Origin of the sequence: Ornithinimicrobium pekingense DSM 21552 (assembly GCF_000421185.1) — a bacterium.
Taxonomy (GTDB): Bacteria; Actinomycetota; Actinomycetes; order Actinomycetales; family Dermatophilaceae; genus Ornithinicoccus; species Ornithinicoccus pekingensis.
In genome coordinates this window covers 52,741-75,044 of record NZ_ATWJ01000002.1, presented here as the reverse complement: position 1 = coordinate 75,044, position 22,304 = coordinate 52,741, and the positions used below count along the sequence as shown (strand labels likewise).

The 22,304-nt window shown below is 74.9% G+C and carries 15 protein-coding genes; 6 read left to right on the top strand and 9 right to left on the bottom strand.

Annotated elements, in window-relative coordinates:
* Positions 1 to 22 precede the first annotated feature (22 nt).
* From K330_RS18405 to K330_RS0101460, 4 genes are read right to left on the bottom strand one after another with little or no spacing between them, the layout of a single operon-like run.
* Positions 23 to 1,198 (bottom strand): glycosyltransferase, encoded by a 1,176-nt coding sequence (locus tag K330_RS18405; protein ID WP_022920083.1) that lies wholly within the window; start codon positions 1,196 to 1,198, stop codon positions 23 to 25.
* Entirely contained in the window at positions 1,195 to 2,106 is a 912-nt protein-coding gene (locus K330_RS18400) for an ABC transporter ATP-binding protein (protein WP_022920082.1), read from the bottom strand. The genes K330_RS18405 and K330_RS18400 overlap by 4 nt, the downstream gene beginning before the upstream one ends.
* Positions 2,093 to 3,004 (bottom strand): ABC transporter permease, encoded by a 912-nt coding sequence (locus tag K330_RS0101465; protein ID WP_022920081.1) that lies wholly within the window; start codon positions 3,002 to 3,004, stop codon positions 2,093 to 2,095. The genes K330_RS18400 and K330_RS0101465 overlap by 14 nt, the downstream gene beginning before the upstream one ends.
* Positions 3,001 to 4,254, bottom strand: a complete 1,254-nt coding sequence (locus K330_RS0101460; RefSeq protein WP_022920080.1) for a nucleotide sugar dehydrogenase — start codon at positions 4,252 to 4,254, stop codon at positions 3,001 to 3,003. The genes K330_RS0101465 and K330_RS0101460 overlap by 4 nt, the downstream gene beginning before the upstream one ends.
* A 208-nt stretch (positions 4,255 to 4,462) precedes the next feature.
* On the opposite strand from K330_RS0101460, the gene K330_RS0101455 reads away from it, so the two are divergent.
* From K330_RS0101455 to K330_RS0101440, 4 genes are all read left to right on the top strand, one after another.
* Positions 4,463 to 5,551: a UDP-N-acetylglucosamine--LPS N-acetylglucosamine transferase gene (locus K330_RS0101455; protein WP_040657593.1), complete on the top strand. Its 1,089-nt coding sequence runs from the start codon at positions 4,463 to 4,465 to the stop codon at positions 5,549 to 5,551.
* Positions 5,548 to 6,201 (top strand): hypothetical protein, encoded by a 654-nt coding sequence (locus K330_RS0101450; protein WP_022920078.1) that lies wholly within the window; start codon positions 5,548 to 5,550, stop codon positions 6,199 to 6,201. The genes K330_RS0101455 and K330_RS0101450 overlap by 4 nt, the downstream gene beginning before the upstream one ends.
* A 74-nt stretch (positions 6,202 to 6,275) precedes the next feature.
* A complete protein-coding gene (gene wecB, locus K330_RS0101445) occupies positions 6,276 to 7,379 on the top strand; it encodes a non-hydrolyzing UDP-N-acetylglucosamine 2-epimerase (RefSeq protein ID WP_022920077.1) in 1,104 nt (367 codons plus the stop codon).
* A gap of 10 nt (positions 7,380 to 7,389) precedes the next feature.
* On the top strand, positions 7,390 to 10,239 hold the full coding sequence (locus K330_RS0101440) for a hypothetical protein (RefSeq protein WP_022920076.1): 2,850 nt from the start codon (positions 7,390 to 7,392) through the stop codon (positions 10,237 to 10,239).
* Here K330_RS0101440 and K330_RS0101435 read toward each other — a convergent pair.
* From K330_RS0101435 to K330_RS0101425, 3 genes are read right to left on the bottom strand one after another with little or no spacing between them, the layout of a single operon-like run.
* Positions 10,194 to 11,960, bottom strand: a complete 1,767-nt coding sequence (locus tag K330_RS0101435) for a glycosyltransferase family protein (RefSeq protein WP_156875644.1) — start codon at positions 11,958 to 11,960, stop codon at positions 10,194 to 10,196. The genes K330_RS0101440 and K330_RS0101435 overlap by 46 nt on opposite strands.
* On the bottom strand, positions 11,957 to 14,941 hold the full coding sequence (locus tag K330_RS0101430; protein WP_169448447.1) for a glycosyltransferase: 2,985 nt from the start codon (positions 14,939 to 14,941) through the stop codon (positions 11,957 to 11,959). Before K330_RS0101430 ends, K330_RS0101435 begins: the two co-directional genes overlap by 4 nt.
* Before the next feature lie 40 nt (positions 14,942 to 14,981).
* Positions 14,982 to 15,332, bottom strand: a complete 351-nt coding sequence (locus K330_RS0101425; protein ID WP_022920073.1) for a hypothetical protein — start codon at positions 15,330 to 15,332, stop codon at positions 14,982 to 14,984.
* Positions 15,333 to 15,413: 81 nt separating this feature from the next.
* On the opposite strand from K330_RS0101425, the gene K330_RS0101420 reads away from it, so the two are divergent.
* Entirely contained in the window at positions 15,414 to 16,619 is a 1,206-nt protein-coding gene (locus K330_RS0101420) for a glycosyltransferase family protein (protein WP_022920072.1), read from the top strand.
* A 10-nt stretch (positions 16,620 to 16,629) separates the two neighbouring features.
* Here K330_RS0101420 and K330_RS22350 read toward each other — a convergent pair whose 3' ends face one another.
* The gene (locus K330_RS22350; protein WP_022920071.1) at positions 16,630 to 18,747 is read right to left on the bottom strand and encodes a glycosyltransferase family 4 protein; all 2,118 of its coding nucleotides are present in this window, start codon (positions 18,745 to 18,747) and stop codon (positions 16,630 to 16,632) included.
* A gap of 78 nt (positions 18,748 to 18,825) precedes the next feature.
* Positions 18,826 to 19,896: an inositol-3-phosphate synthase gene (locus K330_RS0101410; protein WP_022920070.1), complete on the bottom strand. Its 1,071-nt coding sequence runs from the start codon at positions 19,894 to 19,896 to the stop codon at positions 18,826 to 18,828.
* Positions 19,897 to 20,021: 125 nt separating this feature from the next.
* Between K330_RS0101410 and K330_RS18390 the strand changes: the two genes are divergently transcribed.
* On the top strand, positions 20,022 to 22,304 hold the full coding sequence (locus tag K330_RS18390) for a transglycosylase domain-containing protein (protein WP_022920069.1): 2,283 nt from the start codon (positions 20,022 to 20,024) through the stop codon (positions 22,302 to 22,304).

The window sequence follows — 22,304 nt, the reverse complement described above, 5'->3', positions numbered from 1 at the left end:
CACGGCGTGCGGCGAGGTCCGTTCACTCCCCGCCCCGCCGGGACCCGTCGGCGGCGGCCTCCATCGCCCTGACGAAAGCGGGAGCCTGGCTGGTCCAGTCGAGCTCGGCGCGGGCGAACGCGTGACCACGACGGCCGACCTCCTGGGCGCTCGCAGGGTCCTGCGCCCACGCCAGCGCCTGCTCGACCGTCTCCTCCACGTCCTGGAAGGGCACCAGCACGCCTCCTCCGCTGCGCTCGACCAGGTCGACGGCCGTGGGCAGCGGGGTGGAGATCACCGGCACCCCCTGGGCCAGGTACTCCACGATCTTGGTGGGCACGCTGGGACGGAAGTTGGCGATGTCGTGCAGGGTGGACAGCCCGGCCAGCGCCCCGCCCAGCATCGACAGCGCACGGTCGCTGGGGACGAAGCCCTCCCAGTCCAGGAGGCGCTCCGCGCGGGCCGCCTGCATCACGGCCTTGGCCGGGCCGTGCGCGGGGCCGATCACCTGCAGCCGCACCGTGCCCGAGGAGGCCTCCTGCAGACGCCGGCCGATGGTGACGAGCTCGTGCACCCCGCGCTCGACCGTGACGCTGCCGAGGTAGACGACGCGGCGCACCCCCTGCTCGTCCGGGACGGCCGCCACGGGTGGCTCCTCCGGGACGACGGTGGTGTTGAGGACGACCGGGTGCGGTCCGGCGAAGCGGGCTGCGTAGTGCTCGTCCGCCAGCAGCAGGGCCATGCGGCGCTCCGCGAGCCGCTCGACGCCGCGCACGCCGCCGGCCACGAGCGGGCGGAGCCGGTCCGGCAGCCAGGGGCGCACGGCCACGGCGGCCGCCGTGTCCTCGTGCACGTCCCACACGACCGGAGGCAGCCGCAGACCGAGGGTCGTCGGAACCAGCTCGGGGTCGTGCAGGAGGACCACGTCGTGGGCCGGTCCCTGCGAGCGCAGCACGGCGCGCGCCGAGCGCTGGGCGGCCAGACGGGCACGGCCGACGGCCCGTCGGACGTCCACCGTGGTCAGTCCCTCGGGCGCGCGCTCGGCCTCCACCCCGTAGTCGGTCCACGGGGCCGCGTAGGTGACCTGCCAGCCGGCGGCGAGCAGGGCCGGGATCTGGCGGTGCCGGATGCGGGCGTCGTGGGGGTGGTGCACGACCGTCACCACGAGCGCCCTGCGCCCGCCGCCGGTCCGCCCGTCCTCGTGCGCCGCCGCGCTCACGGCGCCGTCCGCCTCTCCCAGCGCCGGAGGTAGCGGGCCGCCGCCTCGGGGCCCTCGACCTCCTCGATGCGTGCCGCCTCCTCGAAGCGCTGTCGCCACACCTGACGGTGCCTGCCGTACTTGCGGGCGTAGAGGCCGTTGACCGGGCCCGGTGCCCCGTCGGCCAGCAGCCGGCCCTCGTCGATCCACAGGGCGCGGGTGCACATGCTCTTGATGGTCTTGTCGCTGTGGCTGACGATGAAGACGGTCCCGGCCGCCTCGCGGATCTGGGTGATGCGCTCCTGGGCGCGGGCCCGGAAGTGCGCGTCGCCGGTGGAGAGGGCCTCGTCCACCACGAGGATGTCGGGGGTGACCGCGGTGGAGATCGCGAACCGCAGCCGGGCACCCATGCCGGAGGAGTAGGAGGCCATCGGCAGGTCGAGGAAGTCACCGATCTCGGCGAAGTCCACGATGTCGTCGAAGCGCGCACGCACCTGCGCCGGGGTCAGCCCGAGGGCCTGGGCGCCGATCCAGATGTTCTCCCGGCCGGTCAACTGGGGCATGAGGACGGCGTTGACGCCGAGCAGCGAGGCCTTGCCGCCGAGCCACAGGCTCCCCGAGGTCGGGGGGACCAGGCCGGCGATGGTCCGCAGCAGGGTGGACTTGCCCGACCCGTTGCGGCCGACGATCCCGATGGACTCCCCGCGGTAGGCCACGAAGGAGACGTCGCGCACGGCGTGCACCTCCCGCACGCCCACGCCGCGGGTGCTGCGGCTGAGCAGCCGCCGCACCGACCCCTCGGCGTCGTTCTCCTCCCGGCCGACGCCGTAGACGCGGTAGGTGATGGACACGTGCGAGCACACGACGGAGGGCGTGCGCCCCTCGTCGCTCGTGCCGGCCGGCGCGCGGTCCGTGTCAGGTGCGGCCATAGGTGCCCTCGGCGCGCCAGAAGACCAGGAACCCGGTGAGCAGGAAGAAGGCCGCCCAGCCGCACGCGACCGCCCACGTGGTGCCGTCCAGCGGCAGGCCGCTCATCAGCGTCTGCCGCACGATTGTCAGGGCCACGGCGCCGGGCTGGAACTCCAGCAGCGGGCCGAGCCACACCGGGGCGTCGTCGATGGCGGCGACCCGCGCCTCGATAGAGAAGAACACCCCGGAGACGTAGCGCAGCAGCCGGACCACCAGGGGGACGACGTTGGCCAGGTCGCGCGCCGCGTGGACGACCCGCGCGACGAGCATCGCCATCCCCAGGCCCATCGCCGCGACGACGAGCAGGGCCACGGGGAACAGCAGCCAGGACCAGGTGACCGGCTCACCGGTGGCCAGGGCGATGAGCAGCAGCACCAGGAAGGCCGGGATGTTGGACACGAACCCGGACAGCACCACGACGAGGGGCAGCAGCACCCGGGGGAAGGCCAGCGAGCGCATCACGCTGACCTTGCCCAGCAGCGCCTTGGCGCCCGAGGTGAGCGCCGCGGAGAAGAAGACGAAGGTGAACAGCCCGATCGTCAGGAAGGCGATGAAGTTGTCGACGTCGCGCTTGAGGTCCAGCAGCACCCCGAAGATGAGGTAGTAGGCGACCCCGAGCATGATCGGGTTCAGCACCGCCCAGAGCAGCCCCAGGTAGTTGTCCCGGTGCTGGCTGACGAACTCTCCCCGGGCCATCGACCAGGCCAGGTGGCGGTAGCGCCACAGGTCCCTCAGGTACGAGCCCAGGGTGGGCCTGACACCGACCTGCTCGAGGCCGTGCCGGGCGGCGAAGGCCTCGGCCTCCTGCTCGGTGAGCGCCTCGGGGAGCCGGGTCGGGTCGGGCCCCAGGTCGGTCACAGCCGGTGGACCCTCTCCCCGGGCTGGGTCTTGCCGCGGGTGTCGAAGAACAGCTGGGCGGCGCCGGTGAGGGCCTCCAGGTCGTACTCGCGGTGGTTCTGCACCAGGACCGTGAGGTCCGCCGCACCCGCAGCGGCCGCGGCGTCCTGGACCCGGACCGCGTCGGGCACCGCGCGCCAGTCGGACACGTGCGGGTCGTGGTAGGTCACCACCGCGCCCTTGGCCAGCAGGTTCTTGGCCAGCGGCACCGCCGGGGACTCACGCTGGTCGGCGATGTTCGGCTTGTACGTCACGCCCAGCAGCAGCACCGTCGAGCCCTTCAACGGCTTGCCCGCCGTGTTCAGCAGGTCCTGGGCCCGCGAGACCACGTACGCCGGCATCCCGGTGTTGATCTCCTGGGCCAGCTCCACGAACCGGAACGGGTAGCCCAGCCGCGCCCGCACGTTGTGGCTCAGGTAGTTCGGGTCGATCGGGATGCAGTGCCCACCCACCCCCGGACCGGGGTAGAACGCCTGGAACCCGAACGGCTTGGAGCTCGCCGCCTCGATCACGTCCCACAGGTCGATCCCCAGCTCGTGGCAGAACCGGCTCATCTCGTTCACCAGCGCGATGTTGATGTGCCGGTAGGTGTTCTCCAGCAGCTTGGCCGTCTCGGCCTCCCGCGTGCCCCGCGCCCGCACCACCGAGTCCACGAACGCCCCGTAGAACTCCGCCGCCGCGTCCCCGCACTCCGGGGTGTGCCCACCGACGACCTTGGGGGTGTTCTTCGCCCCGAACTGCTCATTCCCCGGGTCGATCCGCTCCGGGGAGAACGCCAGGCAGAAGTCGGTCCCCGCGACCAGCCCACCAGCCTCCAGGCGCGGACGCACCACCTCATCGGTCGTGCCCGGGTAGGTCGTGGACTCCAGGATCACCAGCATCCCGGGGCGCAGGTTGCGCGCGACCGCGTCCACCGCCGACTCCACCGCCCGCAGGTCCGGGCCACCCTCCTCCGACAACGGCGTCGGCACGCAGATCACCGCGACCTTGGCCTCGGCGATCCTCGACTCGTCCGTCGTCGCCTCAAAACCCCCGGCGATCATCTCCGCGATGTCCGCGTCCGTCAGGTCGTCGACGTGGGACCGGCCCGCGTTCAGGTCCTCCACCACACCGGAGTTGATGTCAAAACCCAGGACCTTCTTGCCCGCCCGGGTCGCCTCCTGCGCCAACGGCAGACCCACATACCCCAGGCCCAGAATGACGGCGTCCACAGTAGCCACGGTGGTCGTTCTCCTTGATCGCACGGGCGAGCCCCACCCGGTGATCACGACCGCACCAGCACCCTGCCGGCACGCCGCTGCTCGAACCACACCCTCACCCCCGCGGGGGCGGGCGGCCTCGCGCGGGCTCGCACGCCGAAGAGCACGGCGCGCCAGCATCATAACCGCCGGACCCCCGGTGCATGTCATCATCGGGGTCATGCCCGCCACGCCCACCGTGCTCCTGCTGTCCAGCAACGGCGCGGGTATGGGGCACCTGACACGGCTGCTCGCCTACGGCCGCCGGCTGCCGGGGCAGGTGCACCGGCACGTCCTCTCGCTCTCCCAGGCGGTGCCCGCCGTCGAGGCGGAGGGGCTGACCTGGGAGTACCTCCCGAGCCAGGGGGCCTCGGGGCTGCGGCCCGCCACGTGGCGGGCCCTCTTCGCCGACCGCGTCACCGAGGTGCTCGAGCGCGTCGACCCCGACGTGCTCGTGTTCGACGGCACCCACCCCTACTCCGGCCTCGACGTCGCCCTGGCCCGGCACCCGCGCACCCGGGCGGTGTGGTCCCGGCGGGGCATGTGGAAGCCCGGCCGCAACGGCCACCAGCTGCAGAAGGCGGCGTGGTTCGACAGCGTCCTGGAGCCGACCGACCTGGCGGCCCCGGCCGACACGGGGGAGACCGCGGACGCCGAGGCCGTGCGGGTCCGGCCGGTGACCCTGCTGGACCGCGAGGAGCTGTCGGGCCGGGCCGAGGCCCGTGCGGCGCTCGGCCTGCCGGCCGACGGCCCGCTCGCACTCGTCTCGCTCGGGGCCGGCAACATCAACGACACCGACGACGAGGTGGGTGCCGCGGCCGCGGCGCTGACGGCGAACGGCATCGGGGTCTGCGTGACCGCGCCCTCCATCGCCGAGCGCGCCTACGCCGGCTCCGACGTCCACCTGGTGCGGCACTTCCCGCTCTCGAGGCACTTCCGCGCCTTCGACCACGCGGTCGTGGCCGCCGGCTACAACTCCTTCCACGAGACGCTGCGCCTCGGCGTGCCCACGCTCTTCGTCCCCAACACCGCGACCTCCCTCGACGACCAGGCCGCCCGGGCGCGGTATGCCGATCGCCGCGGCTGGGCGCTGGCGGCGCCGACGCTGACGGACGGACGGGCTCCGGCCCTCGTCGCCGAGCTGGTCGAGCGGGGGCCGGAGCTCGCGGCGCAGGCGCAGGCCGACGACCCCGGCAACGGCGCGGCCGACGCCGCCGCCGAGCTGCTGCGGGTGGCCGCCCTGCCGACCCGGACGGGAGCCGCCCGATGAGCGCCCGCCCCGGCACCGTCCGCGCGCGCCAGCAGCAGCTCGCCCGCTGGGCACGCCGCACGCCTGGCTACCAGGCCACCGTGCAGCACGTGCTGCCCGCGGTGCGCCGCAACGCCACCCTCACCGACCTCGTCTGGCGCGTCTTCATGCCGCAGCACGGGGTCGGCACGCTCCCGGTGCCCTTCACCGGCGGGCGCCACGTCGGCGGACGCGACGCCGCGCTGCTGCCCGTCGTGGGGGTGCTCGCCCTCGGGCTCGACCACGACGAGGTGGAGCGCCTGGTCGAGCAGGTGGCCGACCTGCAGCGCTGCGAGCGCTCCTTCCGCCCGCTGCTCGTGCTCGACCGGCCCGACTTCGCGACGGCCCGCCGGCACGGGTACGTGGTCGAGCTGGTCGTGCCGCAGCAGCACTGGGCGGACCACCCCCAGGCGGGCTCCCGGACGGAGGGTGCGGCCACCAGCTGGTCGGCCTACCTCGGGCGCCGCCTCGCCGACATCGTCGACCACTACCAGCTGTGGCACCTGGCCCGGGTGGGCCCGGTGGGCCTGGACCCCCTCGACCTCGCGGTGCTGCGCGCGATCGCCCCGCGACTTCCCGCCACTCTCGAGGTGAGCGTCCCCACCGAGCAGCCACCGGGCCCACCGGGCTGACCGGCCCGGGCCCCACATCTGGGTGTGGCAGCATGACGCGAACCCGCTCGACCGTTCCTAGGAGGACTCTCGTCGTGACCGGCTCCCAGCCGCTGGTGGTGCACATCACCGGTGCCCGCCCCAACTTCCCCAAGGCCGCACCGGTCATCGCCGCGCTCGCCGAGCACCCGGTGCGCCAGCTGCTGGTGCACACCGGTCAGCACTACGACGAGCGGATGAGCGAGGTCTTCTTCCGCCAGCTCGGCCTGCCCGAGCCCGACGTCAACCTCGGCGTCGGCTCCGGCCCGCACGGCGCCCAGACCGCGGCGACCATCGTCGGCCTGGAGGAGCTGTTCACCGCCGAGCGCCCCGACCTGGTCGTCGTCTACGGCGACGTCAACTCCACCGTGGCCGCGGCCCTGGTGGCATCCAAGATGGGCATCCCCCTGGCGCACGTGGAGGCCGGGCTGCGCTCCTTCGACATGACCATGCCCGAGGAGATCAACCGACTGGTCACCGACCGGCTCTCGGACCTGCTGCTGGTCACCAGCCCCGACGCGATCGCCCACCTGGGCAACGAGGGCGTGCACCCGGACAAGATCCACCTGGTCGGCAACCCGATGATCGACACCCTGCTGCGCCACCTGGACGCCCTGGACACCGCCGCCGTCGCCGACTCCGTGGGCCTGGACCGCACCGAGCCCTACCTCGTGGCCACCCTGCACCGTCCCGGCAACGTCGACGACCCCGCCGACGTGGCCGAGCTGGTCCGGGCCGTCCACGCGGTGGCCGACCAGGTCCGCGTCGTCATCCCGCTGCACCCCCGCGGGCGCGGGCGCCTGGAGCAGGCCGGCTTCATGGACCACGACAACCTGCTCGTCATCGACCCCCTCGGCTACGTGGAGTTCCTCGGCCTGGTCCGGGGCGCGGCCGCGGTCGTCACCGACTCCGGCGGCGTGCAGGAGGAGACCACCGTGATGGGCGTACCCTGCCTGACGCTGCGGCCCAACACCGAGCGCCCCGTGACCATCACCCACGGCACCAACCAGCTCATCACCCGAGCCTCCCTGCCCGCCGCCGTCGCCGACGTCCTCGCCGCCGGCCCCGCCGAGCCCGGCACCACCCCCGTCCCACCGCTGTGGGACGGGCACGCCGGCCCCCGCATCGCCGCCGTCCTCGCCGCCTCGCTCGGGGTCTGACGGCCGGCCCGTGAGCCAGCAGCCGCCGGGCGTGGCGCCGCTGTCCTGCGTCCGGCACGACGCGGCGGGCGAGGTCGACGAGGGCCTGGTCCTCGACGGGGCCCACGGCCACGGCTACCTGCTGCTCTCCGCCGGGGTGCCCGCCCCGGCCGCGGTGCACGGCTGGCGCCGGGTCGACGGTGCGCTGCCCGGCCTGCACCTGTTCCTGCACCCCCGCACCGTGCTGTCCCGGGCCGCCACCGACCGCGGGACCGTCGTCCTTCTCGGGCACCCCGTCGACGTCGCGGCGGGCACCGCCGACGGGGACCGTATCGCGGCCACCCTCGCGGCGGCCTGGGCCGGTCCGGGCGCGGAGGCGATGGTGCGCGAGGCCGCATACCTCGGCGGGCGCTGGACGCTGCTCGCGCGGCGGACCGGGAAGGACGGGGAGGCACCCGACCTGCTCGTGGTCCCCGACACCCACGCCACCCAGCCTGTCTTCCACGCCACCAGCGGTGGGCGCCTCGCCCTCGGCAGTGCACCGTCCCTGCCGGCCGAGGCCCTGGGCCTGCCGGTGGACGAGGGCGAGGTCGCCCTCCGGGAGGAGCTGCGCCGGCGTCGCCCCGGCGCCGTCACCTACCTGCCCGGACGCCTCACGGGATACCGCGGCGTCGACCCGCTCGTGCCCAACTGCCTGCTGCGGGTGGACCTCGACCCGGTGCGGGTGGAGCACCGCCGTTTCTGGCCGTGGCAGGAGCACGCCGAGACCGAGGACGTCGACGCGGTGTACGAGCGCTTCCGGGCACGCATCGGCGCGCACGTGGAGCTGCTGGCCGGCCTCGGACGGCCCGCCGTGAGCCTGACCGCCGGAGGGGACAGCCGGGTGACGGCCGCGGTCGCGCACCGGGTGGTGCGCGACGGGGGTGGCCTGGCCTTCACCTACGTCAACCCGCGCGACGCGCGCCGCAGCGCGGCGGCCATGGCGGACGTCACGGGGGCGAGCGCCGTCGCGGCGCAGCTCGGCCTGCCCCACCGGGTGCTGAGGTGGCGCCAGGCCCCGCCGGACGGCACCTTCGCGACGCTGCACCGGCGCACCTTCGCCCCGCTGCCCGGGTCGCACGGCGCGGCGTTCGCCATGTGGTCGGACCTGCCCGGCGACCTCGTGCAGCTGCAGTCCAACTGCGCCGAGACAGGGACGGCCTTCCTGCGGCACCGCACCGACGAGCCCCTGGACCCGCTGCGGCTGGCCCGCATGATGATGCACGCGACCGAGGGCCTGGAGGACCTCGCCGGGGCGATGTACGGCGACTACCCGGACTACGCCCAGATGACGCCGGCCCGGATGCTGGGCCACGACCACCACGACCTCTTCTACTGGGAGCAGCGCATCGGCCGCTGGGGCTGGCAGAAGTTCGCCGACGGCGACCTGGGGCACCGCGTCCTGCTGCCCTTCAACGACCGCGCGCTGGTCGAGACGATGCTGTCGCTGCCCTACCCGCTGCGGGAGTCCAAGCTGCTGCTGAGGCGGATCCTCGAGGAGGAGCCGGCGGCCCGCCTGCCGGTCGTCCCGTCCACGCTCGGCTCACGGCTGAGCACCCGGCTGCGGCGGCTGCCCGGCCCGGTGCGGCGACGGGTCGTGCCCCGGGTCCGGCGGGCGACGGAGCGCCCCGGGGTGGCCCGGGCCACCTTCCCGGGCGGGTATGCGGTGCTGCCCTCCGACGGCGCCGGCGTCACCGTCCCCCGTGGGTGGGCTCGGCTCGCCCTGCCCGAGGGGGTGCTCGGGCGCGCCTCCGGGGTCGAGCTGCGCCACCACCGTCGCCTCGCCCACGCCCTGGCGGGTGACGCGGAGGGGTGGGTCCTCGTGCTGGGCGAGCCGGTCCTGGTGGGGGCGGGGCTCGTCGGCGCCCGCCCGGTCGCCGACGCGCTGGCGCGCACGCTCGCCGGGCCCGGCGCGGCGACGCCGCGGGGCCGGGGCGAGGTGCTCGACTCCGTGGTGCTGCGGGCGGCCTGCCTGGCCGGTCGCTACCTGGTCCTCGCCGGGGACGTGCACCGGACCGTCGCCGTGCCTGACCCGCTCACCGCCCTCGGCGTGCAGCTGCTCGACGGTGGGGGCGGGCGCCCGGGCGGCGGGACGGGTGCCGGGCTGGTGTCCCACCCGCTGCTGGCCACCGGCCGGACGCGGCCCGTGGGGCCCGACCAGCTGGTGGTCGTCAGCCGTCGCGGGGGCGGGGCCGGGATGGGCGTCCGCCCGCTCGGCTCGACGGTCGACCTGCGCTCGGTCGTTCTCGACCGCCACCCGGAGGAGGCCGTCACCAGGGACGGGCGGCTCGCCCGCCACGCGCAGGTCCTGGCCGGGCGGGGGACGCCGTGGCTGGGGCTGACCTCCGGCCCCGCGAGCGCCGGGCTGCTCCCGCACGTCGCCGCGGCCGGTGGGTCGGCCCTCACCTGGTGGGACCGGGCGGCGGGCGACGCCGCCGCGCACGAGGTGTTCGCCGCGTCGGCCCTCGCGCGGGGGGCGGGTGTCCCGCACCGGGTCGTGGGGCTGCGGGAGGACGTGGACGGCAGGGACACCGAGCCCGGCAGGACGGCTCGCGCCGTCGCCGCACGGGGACTCGCCGCCACCTGGGGGCCCGGTGCGGACGACACCCTCCCGGTGTCGGCCGCCGTGGCCCGGGCGCTGCCCGGCGACGCCGTCGTGTGGTTCGGCTCGCGACCGGGCGAGGATGGCCTCACCGCCCTGGCCGCGAGGCCGTGGGAGCTGCTGCAGGACGCTCGTCCGTGCGCCCTCCCGTGGTCGGACCGCCTGCTGGACCTCCTACCCCCGGGCGGGTGGCGTCACGGCCCGGGCGGGCACCCCTCCGGCGGCACGGCAGGCGCCTGACGGTCGCTCCCGTCCCGCCGCAGGACCAGGTAGCCCTCCCGCTCCCTGGGCGGGCCGTAGCCCTCGTCCAGCGCCGCCACGACCGGGTCCTGCGACGCCAGCGCCTCCCACCCCCCGGCACGCTGCACCGCTCCCGGGTGGACGACCGCGACGTCCGGCCACCGTCCTGTCCGCTCCCACCAGTCCACCGTCCAGGCGTTGGCCTCGCCGAAATCCGACAGCCACACGATGTTGGTGTCCATCCGGGCCGTGCTGTAGGCGTAGCCACCGGGCCGGGCGTAGAAGAAGACGCTCTCCCCCGCCCCCACCCACGCCGGCACGAGGGCCCGAAGCCGGCAGTCGGCCTCCAGCAGGTCGGCGTCGGTCAGCAGGCCCGCGAGGGGGCCGGCCGCCACGCGGCCGACGAGCTGGCGGGGGTCGGCGTTGTGGAAGGTCCGCAGCGGGTGTACCGCCACCAGGGACCCGACGAGCGCGACCACGGCCAGGCCCGCGGCCCAGGGCCGCCCGTGCCGGGCGGCGCCGAGGACGACGGCCGCGCCGAGCGCACCGAAGAGGGGTTGCACGGGCGGGGCCGCGACGCCCCACTGCACGTGCGCGGAGCTGAGCATCGAGAACGAGACGACACCGACGACGGCGAGCGGGGTCGTCAGGGCCAGGAGCGTCCGGACCTCGCGTACCCGACGCCGGTGCGCCCAGACCGCGACGGGCAGCCACAGCAGGGGGGTCACGACCAGGACGAAGGCACCGCTGTGCAGCCCCAGCGGCTCACCCGGGACGATCGTGGACGGCACGACCGCCCACGCCGCCGCCGCCGCGGCGACCGGCACGCCCGCTGCTGCCGCCGCACGCCAGCCGTCGGGCAGGCGGGGCAGCACGGCGAGGGCGGCCAGCGCCGCCGCCGGGGTGAAGCGCCAGCTCCGCACCCCGTCCAGGTAGCGGAGGGTGGCCTCCCGCAGGCGCTCGAGCGGCGGGCGGCGACCCGCCTGGTACTCGGCCGTGTAGGCCAGCGTGTCGCTCAGCGCCGTCAGCCCCGGGCCCACCACGAGCAGGAGGACGATCAGCAACGACACGGCTCCGCCGCCGGCGAGGACACCGAGCCGCACAGGTCTTCGGCGTGCGAGCACCAGCAGGGTCAGCGCCATCACGGCACAGGCCGGCAGGCTGGCCGGGTGCGACAGCACAGCGACGGCGAGGGCGGCGCCGGAGGTGGCCGACCAGCGCGGTGAGCCCGTGACCAGCGCCGCGAAGCCGGCGCAGGCCGCCAGCCCGAGGGTCAGCACCGGCATCGTGTTGTAGCTCGTGACCAGCAGCCCGTAGGGCACGGGACCGAGCATCAGCACCGCGGCCGTCAGGGCGGCGCCCGGCGGCAGGGCGACCCGCAGGGCGCGGTAGCACAGGGCCCCCACCCCGAAGGCCAGGACGAGGTAGAAGAGGCGCGAGGCCAGCACGATGCCCTCGACCCCGACCAGCTGCAGCCACAGCCACACGAAGGGGACGGCCGGCAGCGAGCCGAACGCCTGGACGTTCATCTCGTCGGCCAGCACCGCGTCGCCCTGGGCCATGCGCATCGCGAGGGCGACGACGTGCGTGCCGTCCGACAGGTCGGCGCCGACGCTCGCGCGCCAGACCGCGAGGACGGCGAGCACCACGGTCACCAGCGGCACGAGCACCCCGCGTCCGGCGGGGCGCGGCGCCCGACGGGTCGGCGCGCCGGTGCTCACGAGCGGCTCTTCGGGGCGGGCCGCCCGCCCGGCGCGTGCAGGTGCAGCTCGCGGGCGCCGGCGCACCGCTCCCAGGACAGCCCGCCCTCGGTGCGCAGGTGCGGCCCGGGCACGACGGTCACCTCGCCGTCGCGGCACAGGACCGCGGCCCAGACCTCGCGCCAGGCGTCCACCACCCGGCGCACCCCCGCCTCGAGCTCGTCCTGGCCCGGCAGGGTCATTACCTCGCCCAGCTGCCGGACCGCCTCGCCCGGAAGGGTCTCGTGGACGAGCACCAGCTGGTCGGCGCGGCTGCCGTCCGCGGCGGAGCGCAGCGCCACCGCGCTCACCGACAGGGCAAGCCCGGCGGGAGCGCGGACGTCGACCTCCAGCGGCGGCCCGGGCGGGCCGCCCGGCCGGACCAGCACCGTCGCGACCGCCCCGTCCCGGGCAGGCGCCGGGCCGGGCTGGTTCCCCGGTCCGGTGACCGCCCCTACCGGCGGCGCACCCAGGAGGCCCTCGAGCCGCCGGACGAAGGAGGCGTGCGAGTAGCGCTCGCGGACGAGGTCCTGCACCTGCGCCACCCGGGCGCGGTAGCGGTCCGGCTCGGCGACGTAGCCCTCGATGACGGCGCGCGCCTCCCCCGGCAGGGCGTAGTCGAGCACCTCGCCGAACACCCGGCGGTGCTTGGGGTGGGCGACGACGAGGACCCCGGAGGCGGCCGCCTCCAGCAGCACCCGCCCGAAGGCCTCGTGCCGGCCGGGGTGGTCCTGGTAGAGGAAGACGTCGAGCCCGGCCAGGAGCTCGCGCGGGTCGACGGAGCCGCCGGGCAGCATCTGCCACTCCCGCGGGGTCGGGGTGTCCTCCGGCAGCCCGGCCTCGACGGCCAGCCGCCTCCACGTCGCCCGCGCCCCCATGAGGCGCACCACATACCCCGGGCCGAGGTCGTAGGCCGCGAGCAGGTCTGCGTGGGTGGCCGGGAACTTCAGGGGGTGGTCGCGGGAGTAGCGGCCCACGACGACGGGTGCGCCACCCGCCCCGGGCGCCCGGTCGTCGCGCACGTGCCAGGCGTCCACGTCGATCAGGCCGGGGTTGTCCCACTGCGTCAGCGCGACGCCCGGGTCCTGGTCCCGCAGCACGTCACGGACCACCGGCCCCTGCGGCACCCAGACCGGTGGCACGCCGAAGAGCTCCTCGGCCCGCGCGGTGACGTCGGCGACGACGTAGCGCTGGTCGGAGCCGTCCGGCTCCAGCGGCGCCTGGTTCGCCACGACGAGAAGGTGCCGCGGCCGCAGGCTCCGTCCGGCCGGCACGTGCGGCGGGTGCTGGAGGACGAGGGGGTAGCGGACCATGAGCACGTCGACGTCCACGTCGTCGTCGACCTGCACCCACTCGACCTCACCCCGGCGGACCAGCTCCGTCACGGGGGCGCACAGCGGAAGGTCCTTGGTCGTCGCGAAGCGCAGCGCCTCGAGGTGCAGCACGCCCACGCGCAGACCGGCCTCGCGGGCCGCGCGGATCTCCTCGAGCATCGAGCGCTGGGGCCCGCCGTAGCGGCGCCAGTCACCGCCGAGCACCAGGTCCAGGTGCCGGGGCGGGGGGAACGCACCGCTCAGGGGCCGGCGCCAGCGTCGCGGCTCGGGGAAGACGCGCGGGCCGTCGGGGTCGAGGTATGCGGTCGCGCCGTCGGCGATCTCCTCGTGCCAGGGCGTGTAGACGGCCTTGTAGGCGTGCCGCGCGGGGTGGCGCCACATCCGGGAGAACTCCGAGGAGGAGAGGGTGTCCTCGCCCGAGCGCAGCAGGAGCAGGCACTCGTCGACCGTGCGCACCGAGCGGCGGCCGAAGGCGGCCTGAAGCCGCCGGGCGTACTCGGTGTCGGCGCTCTTGCGGGTCGGGTCGAAGAATCCGACCCGTGACAGTGCCGGGTCCAGCCGCACCAGCAGGGTCGGGGCCGCGACCGCGCGGTGCCGGTAGCCGAGCCGGACGAGGCGCAGGTCCTCCGACACCCGTGCGCCCAGGGCCCGCGTCGCGACCAGCCCCGGGTCGGCCTCCAGCGTGCGCACGAGCGTGGCGACGGCCTGGGGGTGCAGCCAGTCGTCGGAGTCGAGGGTGGTCAGGTAGGCGCCCCGGGCCTGGCGCAGGGCGGTGTTGCGCGCCCGGTAGGTGCCGCCGTTGACGGCCTTGCGGATCACCCGGACGCGCGGGTCGAGAGCCTCGACCTGCCGCAGCCACGGCTCGGCCTCCGGGCCGGACGCGTCGTCGACGACGAGGACCTCCAGGTGCTGCCAGGTCTGGGCCAGCAGCGACCGGACCGCCGTGAGCAGGGGCGCACCGGGGCGGAAGGTGCTCACGGCGACGGTGACCAGGCGGTCGCCGTCGACGTCCGCGCGCGGCAGCGGGTCGGTCGTGAGCCGGTCGAACGGCGGGCCGGGCCGGTCGGGGTCGAGCCGCAGCGGCGCAAGGGCGTCGGAGTGCAGCGCGGCGCCGAGCAGGGACAGCCACCCCTCGACGCCCTCCTGCGGGAGGCGGTCGCCCGCGACGGGGTTGGCCAGGTCCGCGCGGACGGCCGCGGCTGCGTCCTCGGGGACCGCGGGGTGCGCCAGCAGCGCCCGGCACCCTTCCTCGTCACCGTCCAGCAGGCGCAGGTGGAGCAGGACCAGCACGGCCTGCGGGTGGAGCGCGTCGAGCCGGCCCGCGGCGGCGAGCGCCTCGAGCAGGGTGCGGCCGCGGGTTACGTCGGCGGGGTCGGCGGTCTGCAGGGCGTAGACCCTGGCCAGCTGCCCGAGGTGGAAGGCGTCGGCGCCCTCCGGCAGCCCGGCGGCACCCGGTCCGCAGCTGCGGGCCGCCGCGGCCCAGGTGTCGACCTCCTCGGCGGAGCGTCCCGGCCAGGCCGTCTCGACGAGGACCTCCCTTGCGTGCAGGGACCGGGTGCGCAGGGCCGTGACGGCGAGCGCGTCCGGGTGGTCCCGGAGGATCTTGTTGCGCGCGGTGTCGCGGCTCACCCCCGCACGGGTGGCGACCGGACCCTCCGGGGTCGGCCGCTCAGCCCCGGTCATCACGTCGGCGCAGCGCCTGCTCGACGGTGTCCTGGAGGCGGTCGAGGCGCCCGGTGTACTGGGCCTGCAGGACGCGGACGGTGCCGACCACGTCCTCGGTGCTGGGCGCCGCGCGGCCACCGGTCGTGTCGATCGCGGCGACCTGCGCGCGCACGAAGGTGCGCAGCTCCCGGACCCGGCGGTCCGCGTCGAGGGCGACCAGGAGCGCGGCGCTGACCAGGAGCATGCCCGCGAGGACGACCAGCCACCACCAGTGCAGCACGGCCGCGACGACCGCGACCACGGTCAGGACGCCGGACGCACCGGCGCCCGCCAGGAGGAGCTTCTGGGCGCGCACGGCGCCACGCTACCGTCCCGGGACCGGCGCCCGGGGAGGTGCCCGGCCCCCGACCGGGCGTGCACCTCATACAGTGTCGCCATGGTGCCGCCCGACCGCTCCCCCGCCGGCCCGGGCCACGGCGCCGCACGGGACCTGGTCGTGGCGTTCGCGTTCGCGCCGTTCGTGGACACCGCGGCGGTCGTCGCGGCCAAGCGCGTGCACGAGACCGGTCGGCCGGTGGACCTCATCACCAACGACATGTCCTCCCAGCGCGCCGTCGACCCGGCGCTGGACCAGATCGCCGGCGACCTGGTCCGCCGGCGCGCGACGCTGGCGACGCCCACGTGGTTCTCGTCGTGGAAGGCGGTCGAGCGCTTCACCGTGGAGGGACAGCCGCAGGCGCTGGCCTGGGACCGGGAGGGCCACGGCTACGAGCGGGTCTACAGCCGCGCCCACTGGGTGCCCAGCCACGTGCTAGCCGCGCGGTTCAAGGTCGAGCGGCCGCACGTGCGGTGGACCGCCGAGTTCTCCGACCCGTTGTCCGTCTACGTCGACGCGACCGAGCGCCACTCACCGGTGGCGGAGGGTGCGCTGCTGGACGCCCTGCGCCGGGACGTGCGGGCCGCCGGCTTCCCCCCGCCCGGCGACAACCTCTTCGAGTGGGTCGAGACCCTGCCCTACGCGCTGGCCGACGAGCTGCTCTTCACCAACGCCCACCAGCGCGACCTGATGCTGAGCCGGATCTGCGACGAGGCCCTGGCGGCCCGTGCCCGGCAGCGCTCGGTCGTGCGTCCCCACCCGACGCTGCCGCCCTCCTTCTACCGGCTCGCGTCGCCGGAGGCGGAGCTCGAGCCCCGCTGCCGCCACATCGGCTACTTCGGCAACTTCTACGCGAGCCGGGGCATGAGCACCGTGCTCACCGCGCTGGCCGCCCTGCCGGAGGAGCTGCGCGCGCGCCTGCGCCTGCACATCTACACCGGCCAGCAGGAGGACCTGCGGGCAGGCGTCGCCGCGCGGGGGCTGCAGGACGTGGTCCGGGTGCGCCCGTTCGTCGGCTTCCTCGACTTCCTCGCCCTGAGCGCGCGGATGGACGTGCTGCTGATCAACGACGCGGTGACCGAGGGCATTTTCCCGGCCAACCCCTACCTGCCCTCGAAGTGGAGCGACTACCGCGGCAGCGGGAGCAGGGTGTGGGGTGTCGTGGAGCCCGGCAGCACCCTGTCCGGACAGCCGTTGGACCACCGCTCGCCGGTGCGCCACGTCAGCGCCGCCCTGCAGGTCCTGGCGCAGATCGCCCGGGGCTGACCCGGCTGCCTCAGCCCCCGCCGCCCAGGACGACGGCGGCGAGCCGGTCGGCCGGTGCCGGGGAGAGGAACCGGGAGGTCACCTCGGCCCGCGCCTCGGCGGAGGCGGGGCCCCACGCCTGCGGGGACGCGTGGTCGAGCACCCGCCGGACGGCCTCCTCGACCGTGTCCACGACCCAGTCCGGCGGAAAGAGGCGTCGGGCGCCGTCGAGCGGGGCGAAGATCGGCCAGCTGCGCACCACCGGGACGGCGCCGGACGCCGCCCCCTCCACCAGGCCCAGGCCGAAGGACTCACGCCGGCTGCTGCTCAGCACGAAGCCGGCCGCGGCGAGGCAGGGCGCGACGTCGGTGGTCTCGCCCACGAACTCGACCCCGCCGCACACGTCCGGCTGCACCAGCCGCCGCCGGAACTCCTCCACGTAGTCGGCGCCCGACCGGAGCGTGGCCGGCGAGAAGTCGGGTCCTACCAGCAGCAGCCGCCAGGCGGGGTCGTGCGCGCGCAGCCCGGCCAGGACCTCCAGCGCCCACACGGGGTCCTTGACGCGCTGGGCCCAGCCGATCATGAGCACCGTCCGGTCGGCACCCTCGGCCTTGCCCCCCTCCGGCAGCCGGGTCGTGTCGACGGCGTTGGGCACGACATGGACCCGGGTGCGCCCGAGCCGCGGACCGACGAGCCGGACCATGAGGTCGCGGAGGTGGTCGCTGACGACGACGAGGTCGTCCACCCGGCCCCAGTCGAGGAGGTGCACCCCCGGGGACAGGGCGTCCATGCTGTGCACCCGCAGCGTCACCGCCACGCCGTCCGGGACGGTCATCAGGGCGGCGACGGCGCCGCGGTCCGCCCAGTCGACGAACACCGCGTCGGCGCCGGCGACCTCCTCGGCGAAGGTCTCGTCGACCACCACGTCCTCACCCAGCGCCTGCCGCAGCCGTGCCTCGACCAGCTCACCGCGCACGGCCAGCCCGCGCAGGTGACCGCGGGAGGCCAGGTCCACCACGTCGACGTCCGCGTGCCGGCGCAGCACCTCCGTCACCTGCGTGGCGAACCGGGGGTAGGACCCCGGGACGACGACGACGCGGGGACGTGCCCCCGTGGCCGGGGCCGGGCCGGCGTCGCGCCGGGCAGAGCCGTCGCCGGACGGCGACCCGGCGAGGGTGGCGCCCACCCGGGAGTCCCGCCAGGCGGCGAGGAAGGTCTCGGGGTCCTCGACCAGGGGGGAGGACAGACCGTCGGAGTGCAGCTCGGGGTGGAAGAGCAGCCGGAGCGCCAGGGTCGCCAGGGCCGCGGTGCGCGGCACGTCCCCGGTCTCCAGGACGTCATCGGCAGCCGTGATCAGCGCGGCGGCCGCGGCCCGCAGGTCATGGTCCTCCCGACCCTCGACCGAGGTGCGCAGGGCGGCGGCGACGGCACGCCGGCGCGCGGTCTCGACCGGGTCGTTGGCGTCCGGCTCGAGGTAGGGGAGCAGTGCGGCCGCACCTTCCACGCCGGTGGTGCGCAGCAGCTCCTCGAGCAGCTCGGTCAGGTCGCCCTGCGAGCCGGCGGGCACCGCACCCCCCATGATGGCGACCCGCTCGGCCAGGTTGCGGGCGTAGCTCTCGCTGAGGCGACCGTGCCGCACGCGGCCGCGCAGCTGCCTCCAGGTCCGGGGCAGGGCGGCCCATCCGGCCAGGTCCGCGTGCGGCACCACCGGGCACCGGTCACGGGCGACCTCCTCGGCGACCTCGCGGGCACGGTCACCGAACGCGACGACGGCGTCGGCGCGTGCGAGCGCGCGCTGCAGGTCGGGGTCGAGCCGGGCCGCCCCGAGCAGCGAGAGCCGGTCGCCGCGCCAGTGGGCCAGGGGCGTGCCGGTCACCTGCCGGGCCAGCCGCAGCGGGGACCGTGCCAGCCGGGGCCGGATGGGCAGGCGTGCGCCCGGCAGCTGCACCGCGGGCAGCTCGCCCTCGAGCCAGGCCAGGGTCAGGTCGTGCCCGCCCGCCGTCAGCCCGCGCAGGAAGCTGCGTGAGCGGTAGAGGTCGCTCGCGTCGTGCGCCAGCACGACGAGCCGCTGGCCGCGGCGCGTGGACAGGACCGTCCCCTCCGCCGGCGGGGGCACCAGCTTGAGGTCCTGCAGGTCACGGGAAGCCACGACGGGAGTGTATGCCGCTCGCGCGCACCGGGGCGGGTGCGCGCCGGTGTCGCCCCGCAGGTCAGGCGGGCGTCGGGCTCACTCGCCGCGGATGAACGCCTCGACCTCGGCGCGACCCTTGTCGTCCGGCATCTGCACGGGCGGGGACTTCATGAGGTAGGCCGAGGCGCCGATGACGGGGCCGCCCTCGCCGCGGTCCTTGGCGATCTTGGCCGCCCGGATGGCGTCGATGATGATGCCGGCGGAGTTGGGCGAGTCCCAGACCTCGAGCTTGTACTCCAGGCTCAGCGGGACGTCGCCGAAGGCACGCCCCTCCAGGCGAACGTAGGCCCACTTGCGGTCGTCGAGCCACTGCACGTAGTCGGAGGGGCCGATGTGGACGTCGCGGTCGGCGAACTGGTGGGCCACGTTGGAGGTGACCGCCTGGGTCTTGGAGACCTTCTTGGACTCCAGCCGCTCGCGCTCGAGCATGTTCTTGAAGTCCATGTTGCCGCCGACGTTGAGCTGGTAGGTGCGGTCCAGCTGCACGCCGCGGTCCTCGAAGAGCTTGGCCATCACGCGGTGCGTGATGGTGGCGCCGACCTGGCTCTTGATGTCGTCGCCGACGATCGGCACGCCGGCGGCGCGGAACTTCTCGGCCCACTCGGGGTCGGAGGCGATGAAGACCGGCAGGGCGTTGACGAAGGCGACCCCGGCGTCGATGGCGCACTGGGCGTAGAACTTGTCGGCCTGCTCGCTGCCGACGGGCAGGTAGGAGACCAGGACGTCGGCCTGGGTGTCCTTGAGGACCTGGACGACGTCGACCGGCTCGGCGTCGGACTCCTCGATGGTCATCGAGTAGTACTTGCCCAGACCGTCGAGGGTGTGGCCGCGCTGGACCGTCACCCCGGTCGGCGGGACGTCGGCGATCTTGATGGTGTTGTTCTGGCTGGCACCCAGGGCGTCCGCGAGGTCCAGGCCCACCTTCTGGGCGTCGACGTCGAAGGCGGCGACGAACTCGACGTCGCTGACGTGGTAGTCGCCGAACTGCACGTGCATCAGTCCCGGCACGGTCTGGTCGCGGTCGGCGTCCTTGTAGTACTCCACACCCTGCACGAGGGAGGTGGCGCAGTTGCCCACCCCGACGATCGCGACGCGAACCGATGCCATCTTGAAGATCTCCTTGAGTCACGGCTCGGGCGGTCCCCCTCGGACCGCCCGCCTCACAGCACAACCATCCACGGTACCCCCTGATTCCGACCGTTCTCACAGCACCCAGCAGGCACAATGGCCCGGTGAGCCGATCTGCCTCGTCCCCACCCACCCGTCGCGAGCGGTCCCGGCGCTCCGCCCGGCGGCGGCAGCGGCCCGGCCGCTGGCGCCGGATCCTGCTGTGGCTGGCCGGTCTGGCGCTGGTGGCGGCCATCGCCGTCACCACGGCCTTCGCGGTCGCCTACGCCCGCACGGAGATCCCCGAGCCCAACGACTTCGCGGACGCCCAGAGCACGATCCTGTTCTACGCCGACGGCGAGACCGAGCTGGCGCGCTTCACCGGCGGGATCGACCGCGAGGTGGTGACGCTGGACCAGGTGCCCCAGCACGTCCAGCACGCCGTGCTGGCCGCCGAGGACCGTTCCTTCTACGAGAACGAGGGCGTCTCGATCACCGGGACCGCACGCGGGGCCTACCGCACGCTGCGGGGGGAGGGTGTGCAGAGCGGCTCGACCATCACCCAGCAGTACGTCAAGAACTACTACCTGACCGCCGACCAGACGCTGACCCGCAAGTTCCGCGAGATCCTCATCTCGGTCAAGATCGACAACGAGCTCTCCAAGGACCAGATCCTGGAGAACTACCTCAACACCATCTACTTCGGCCGGGGCGCCTACGGCATCCAGACCGCCAGCGAGGCCTACTTCCGCAAGGACGTCTCCGAGCTCACCGAGGCCGAGGGCGCCTTCCTGGCCTCGGTGATGAACGCGCCGTCGCTGTTCGACCCGCACTACGCCGAGGGCAACCGCGAGCGCGCGGAGGAGCGGTTCGGCTACGTGCTGGGCGGCATGGTCGAGATGGGCTGGCTGGACCAGGCGGCCCGTGAGGACACAGAGTTCCCGGACGTCGCCGAGGCCGCGCCCTCGACCGCGGTGCAGGGCGTGGAGGGGTATGTGGCGCAGGAGGCCCGGGAGGACCTGCGCGAGCTGCTCGACCTCGACGACGCCGCCATCGACACCGGTGGGCTGCGGGTGACGACCACGATCGTCGAGAAGCACCAGGACGCGGCGAAGGAGGCGGTCGAGGCCTACCGCCCGACCGGCGAGGGCACCGACGACATCACCACGGCCCTGACCGCGATCCGACCTGATGACGGGGCGATCACCGCGATGTACGGCGGTGCGGACTACCAGGAGACGCAGCTCAACGCGGCGACCGCGGCGCGGGTGCAGGCGGGGTCGCTGTTCAAGCCGATCACCCTGACGGCCGCGGTCGCCGACGGGATCGACACGCTCACCGAGCTGCCCGGGCCGTCGCCGATGACCTACGGCACCGGCGAGGGGGAGGTCGAGGTGCGCAACTTCCGCGACATCTCCTTCGGCACCCTCGACCTGCGCGTCGCCCTCGCCGAGTCGGTCAACACCGTCTACGTGACGCTCAACGAGATGGTGGGCCCGCAGAAGACGGTCGAGGCTGCCGTCGACCTCGGCCTGCCGGAGGACACTCCCGGCCTGGGCGCCGACCTCACCAACGTGCTGGGCACCGCCTCCCCGACCCTGGTGGAGATGACCAACGCCTACGCGACCCTCGCGGCGGAGGGACAGCGGGCCGAGCCCTACCTCATCGCCGAGGTCCGCACGGCCGGCGGGCAGACCACCTACGAGGCCGACCCGCAGACCGAGGACGGCGTCGACCGGGACGTCGCGGTCGACGTCACCGACGCGATGACCTACGTCATGACGCAGGGCTCGGGCACCACCGCCGGGGACCTCGGGCGCCCCTCCGCGGGCAAGTCCGGCACCAGCGAGGAGAACGTCTCGGCGTGGTTCGACGGCTTCGTGCCGCAGCTCGCCGCCGGCGTGGTGATGTACAAGGGTGACGGCACGGTCCCGATGCAGGACGTGGCCGGGCTGGACCAGGTCACGGGCGGCACCTTCCCCGCGCAGGTCTGGGGGGAGTTCATGCGGCTGGCGCTCGAGGGCGAGGAGGTTCTCCCCTTCCCGGAGCGGGTGGGCGTCGGCGAGGTCGTCGGCACCAGCGAGCCGCCGACCCAGACCCAGGTCGTCACGGTCGAGCCGACGACCGACGAGCCCACCGAGACCACCTCGGAGGAGCCGACGGAGACAGAGACCGCGACGGAGACCGAGCCGGAGCCGACGACGCCCGAGCCCACCACCCCCGAGCCCACCACCCCCGAGCCCACCACCCCGGAGCCGACCACTCCCGCCCCGACCAGCCCCACCCCGACGGTGCCGGCGCCGACCAGCCCGGCACCGACGGTGCCCGAGCCCCCCGCACCCCCGGGTGACGGTGGTGAGGAGCCGCCGGGCGAGGGCGGTGGCGCCGGGCCCGGACCCACCGGCTGA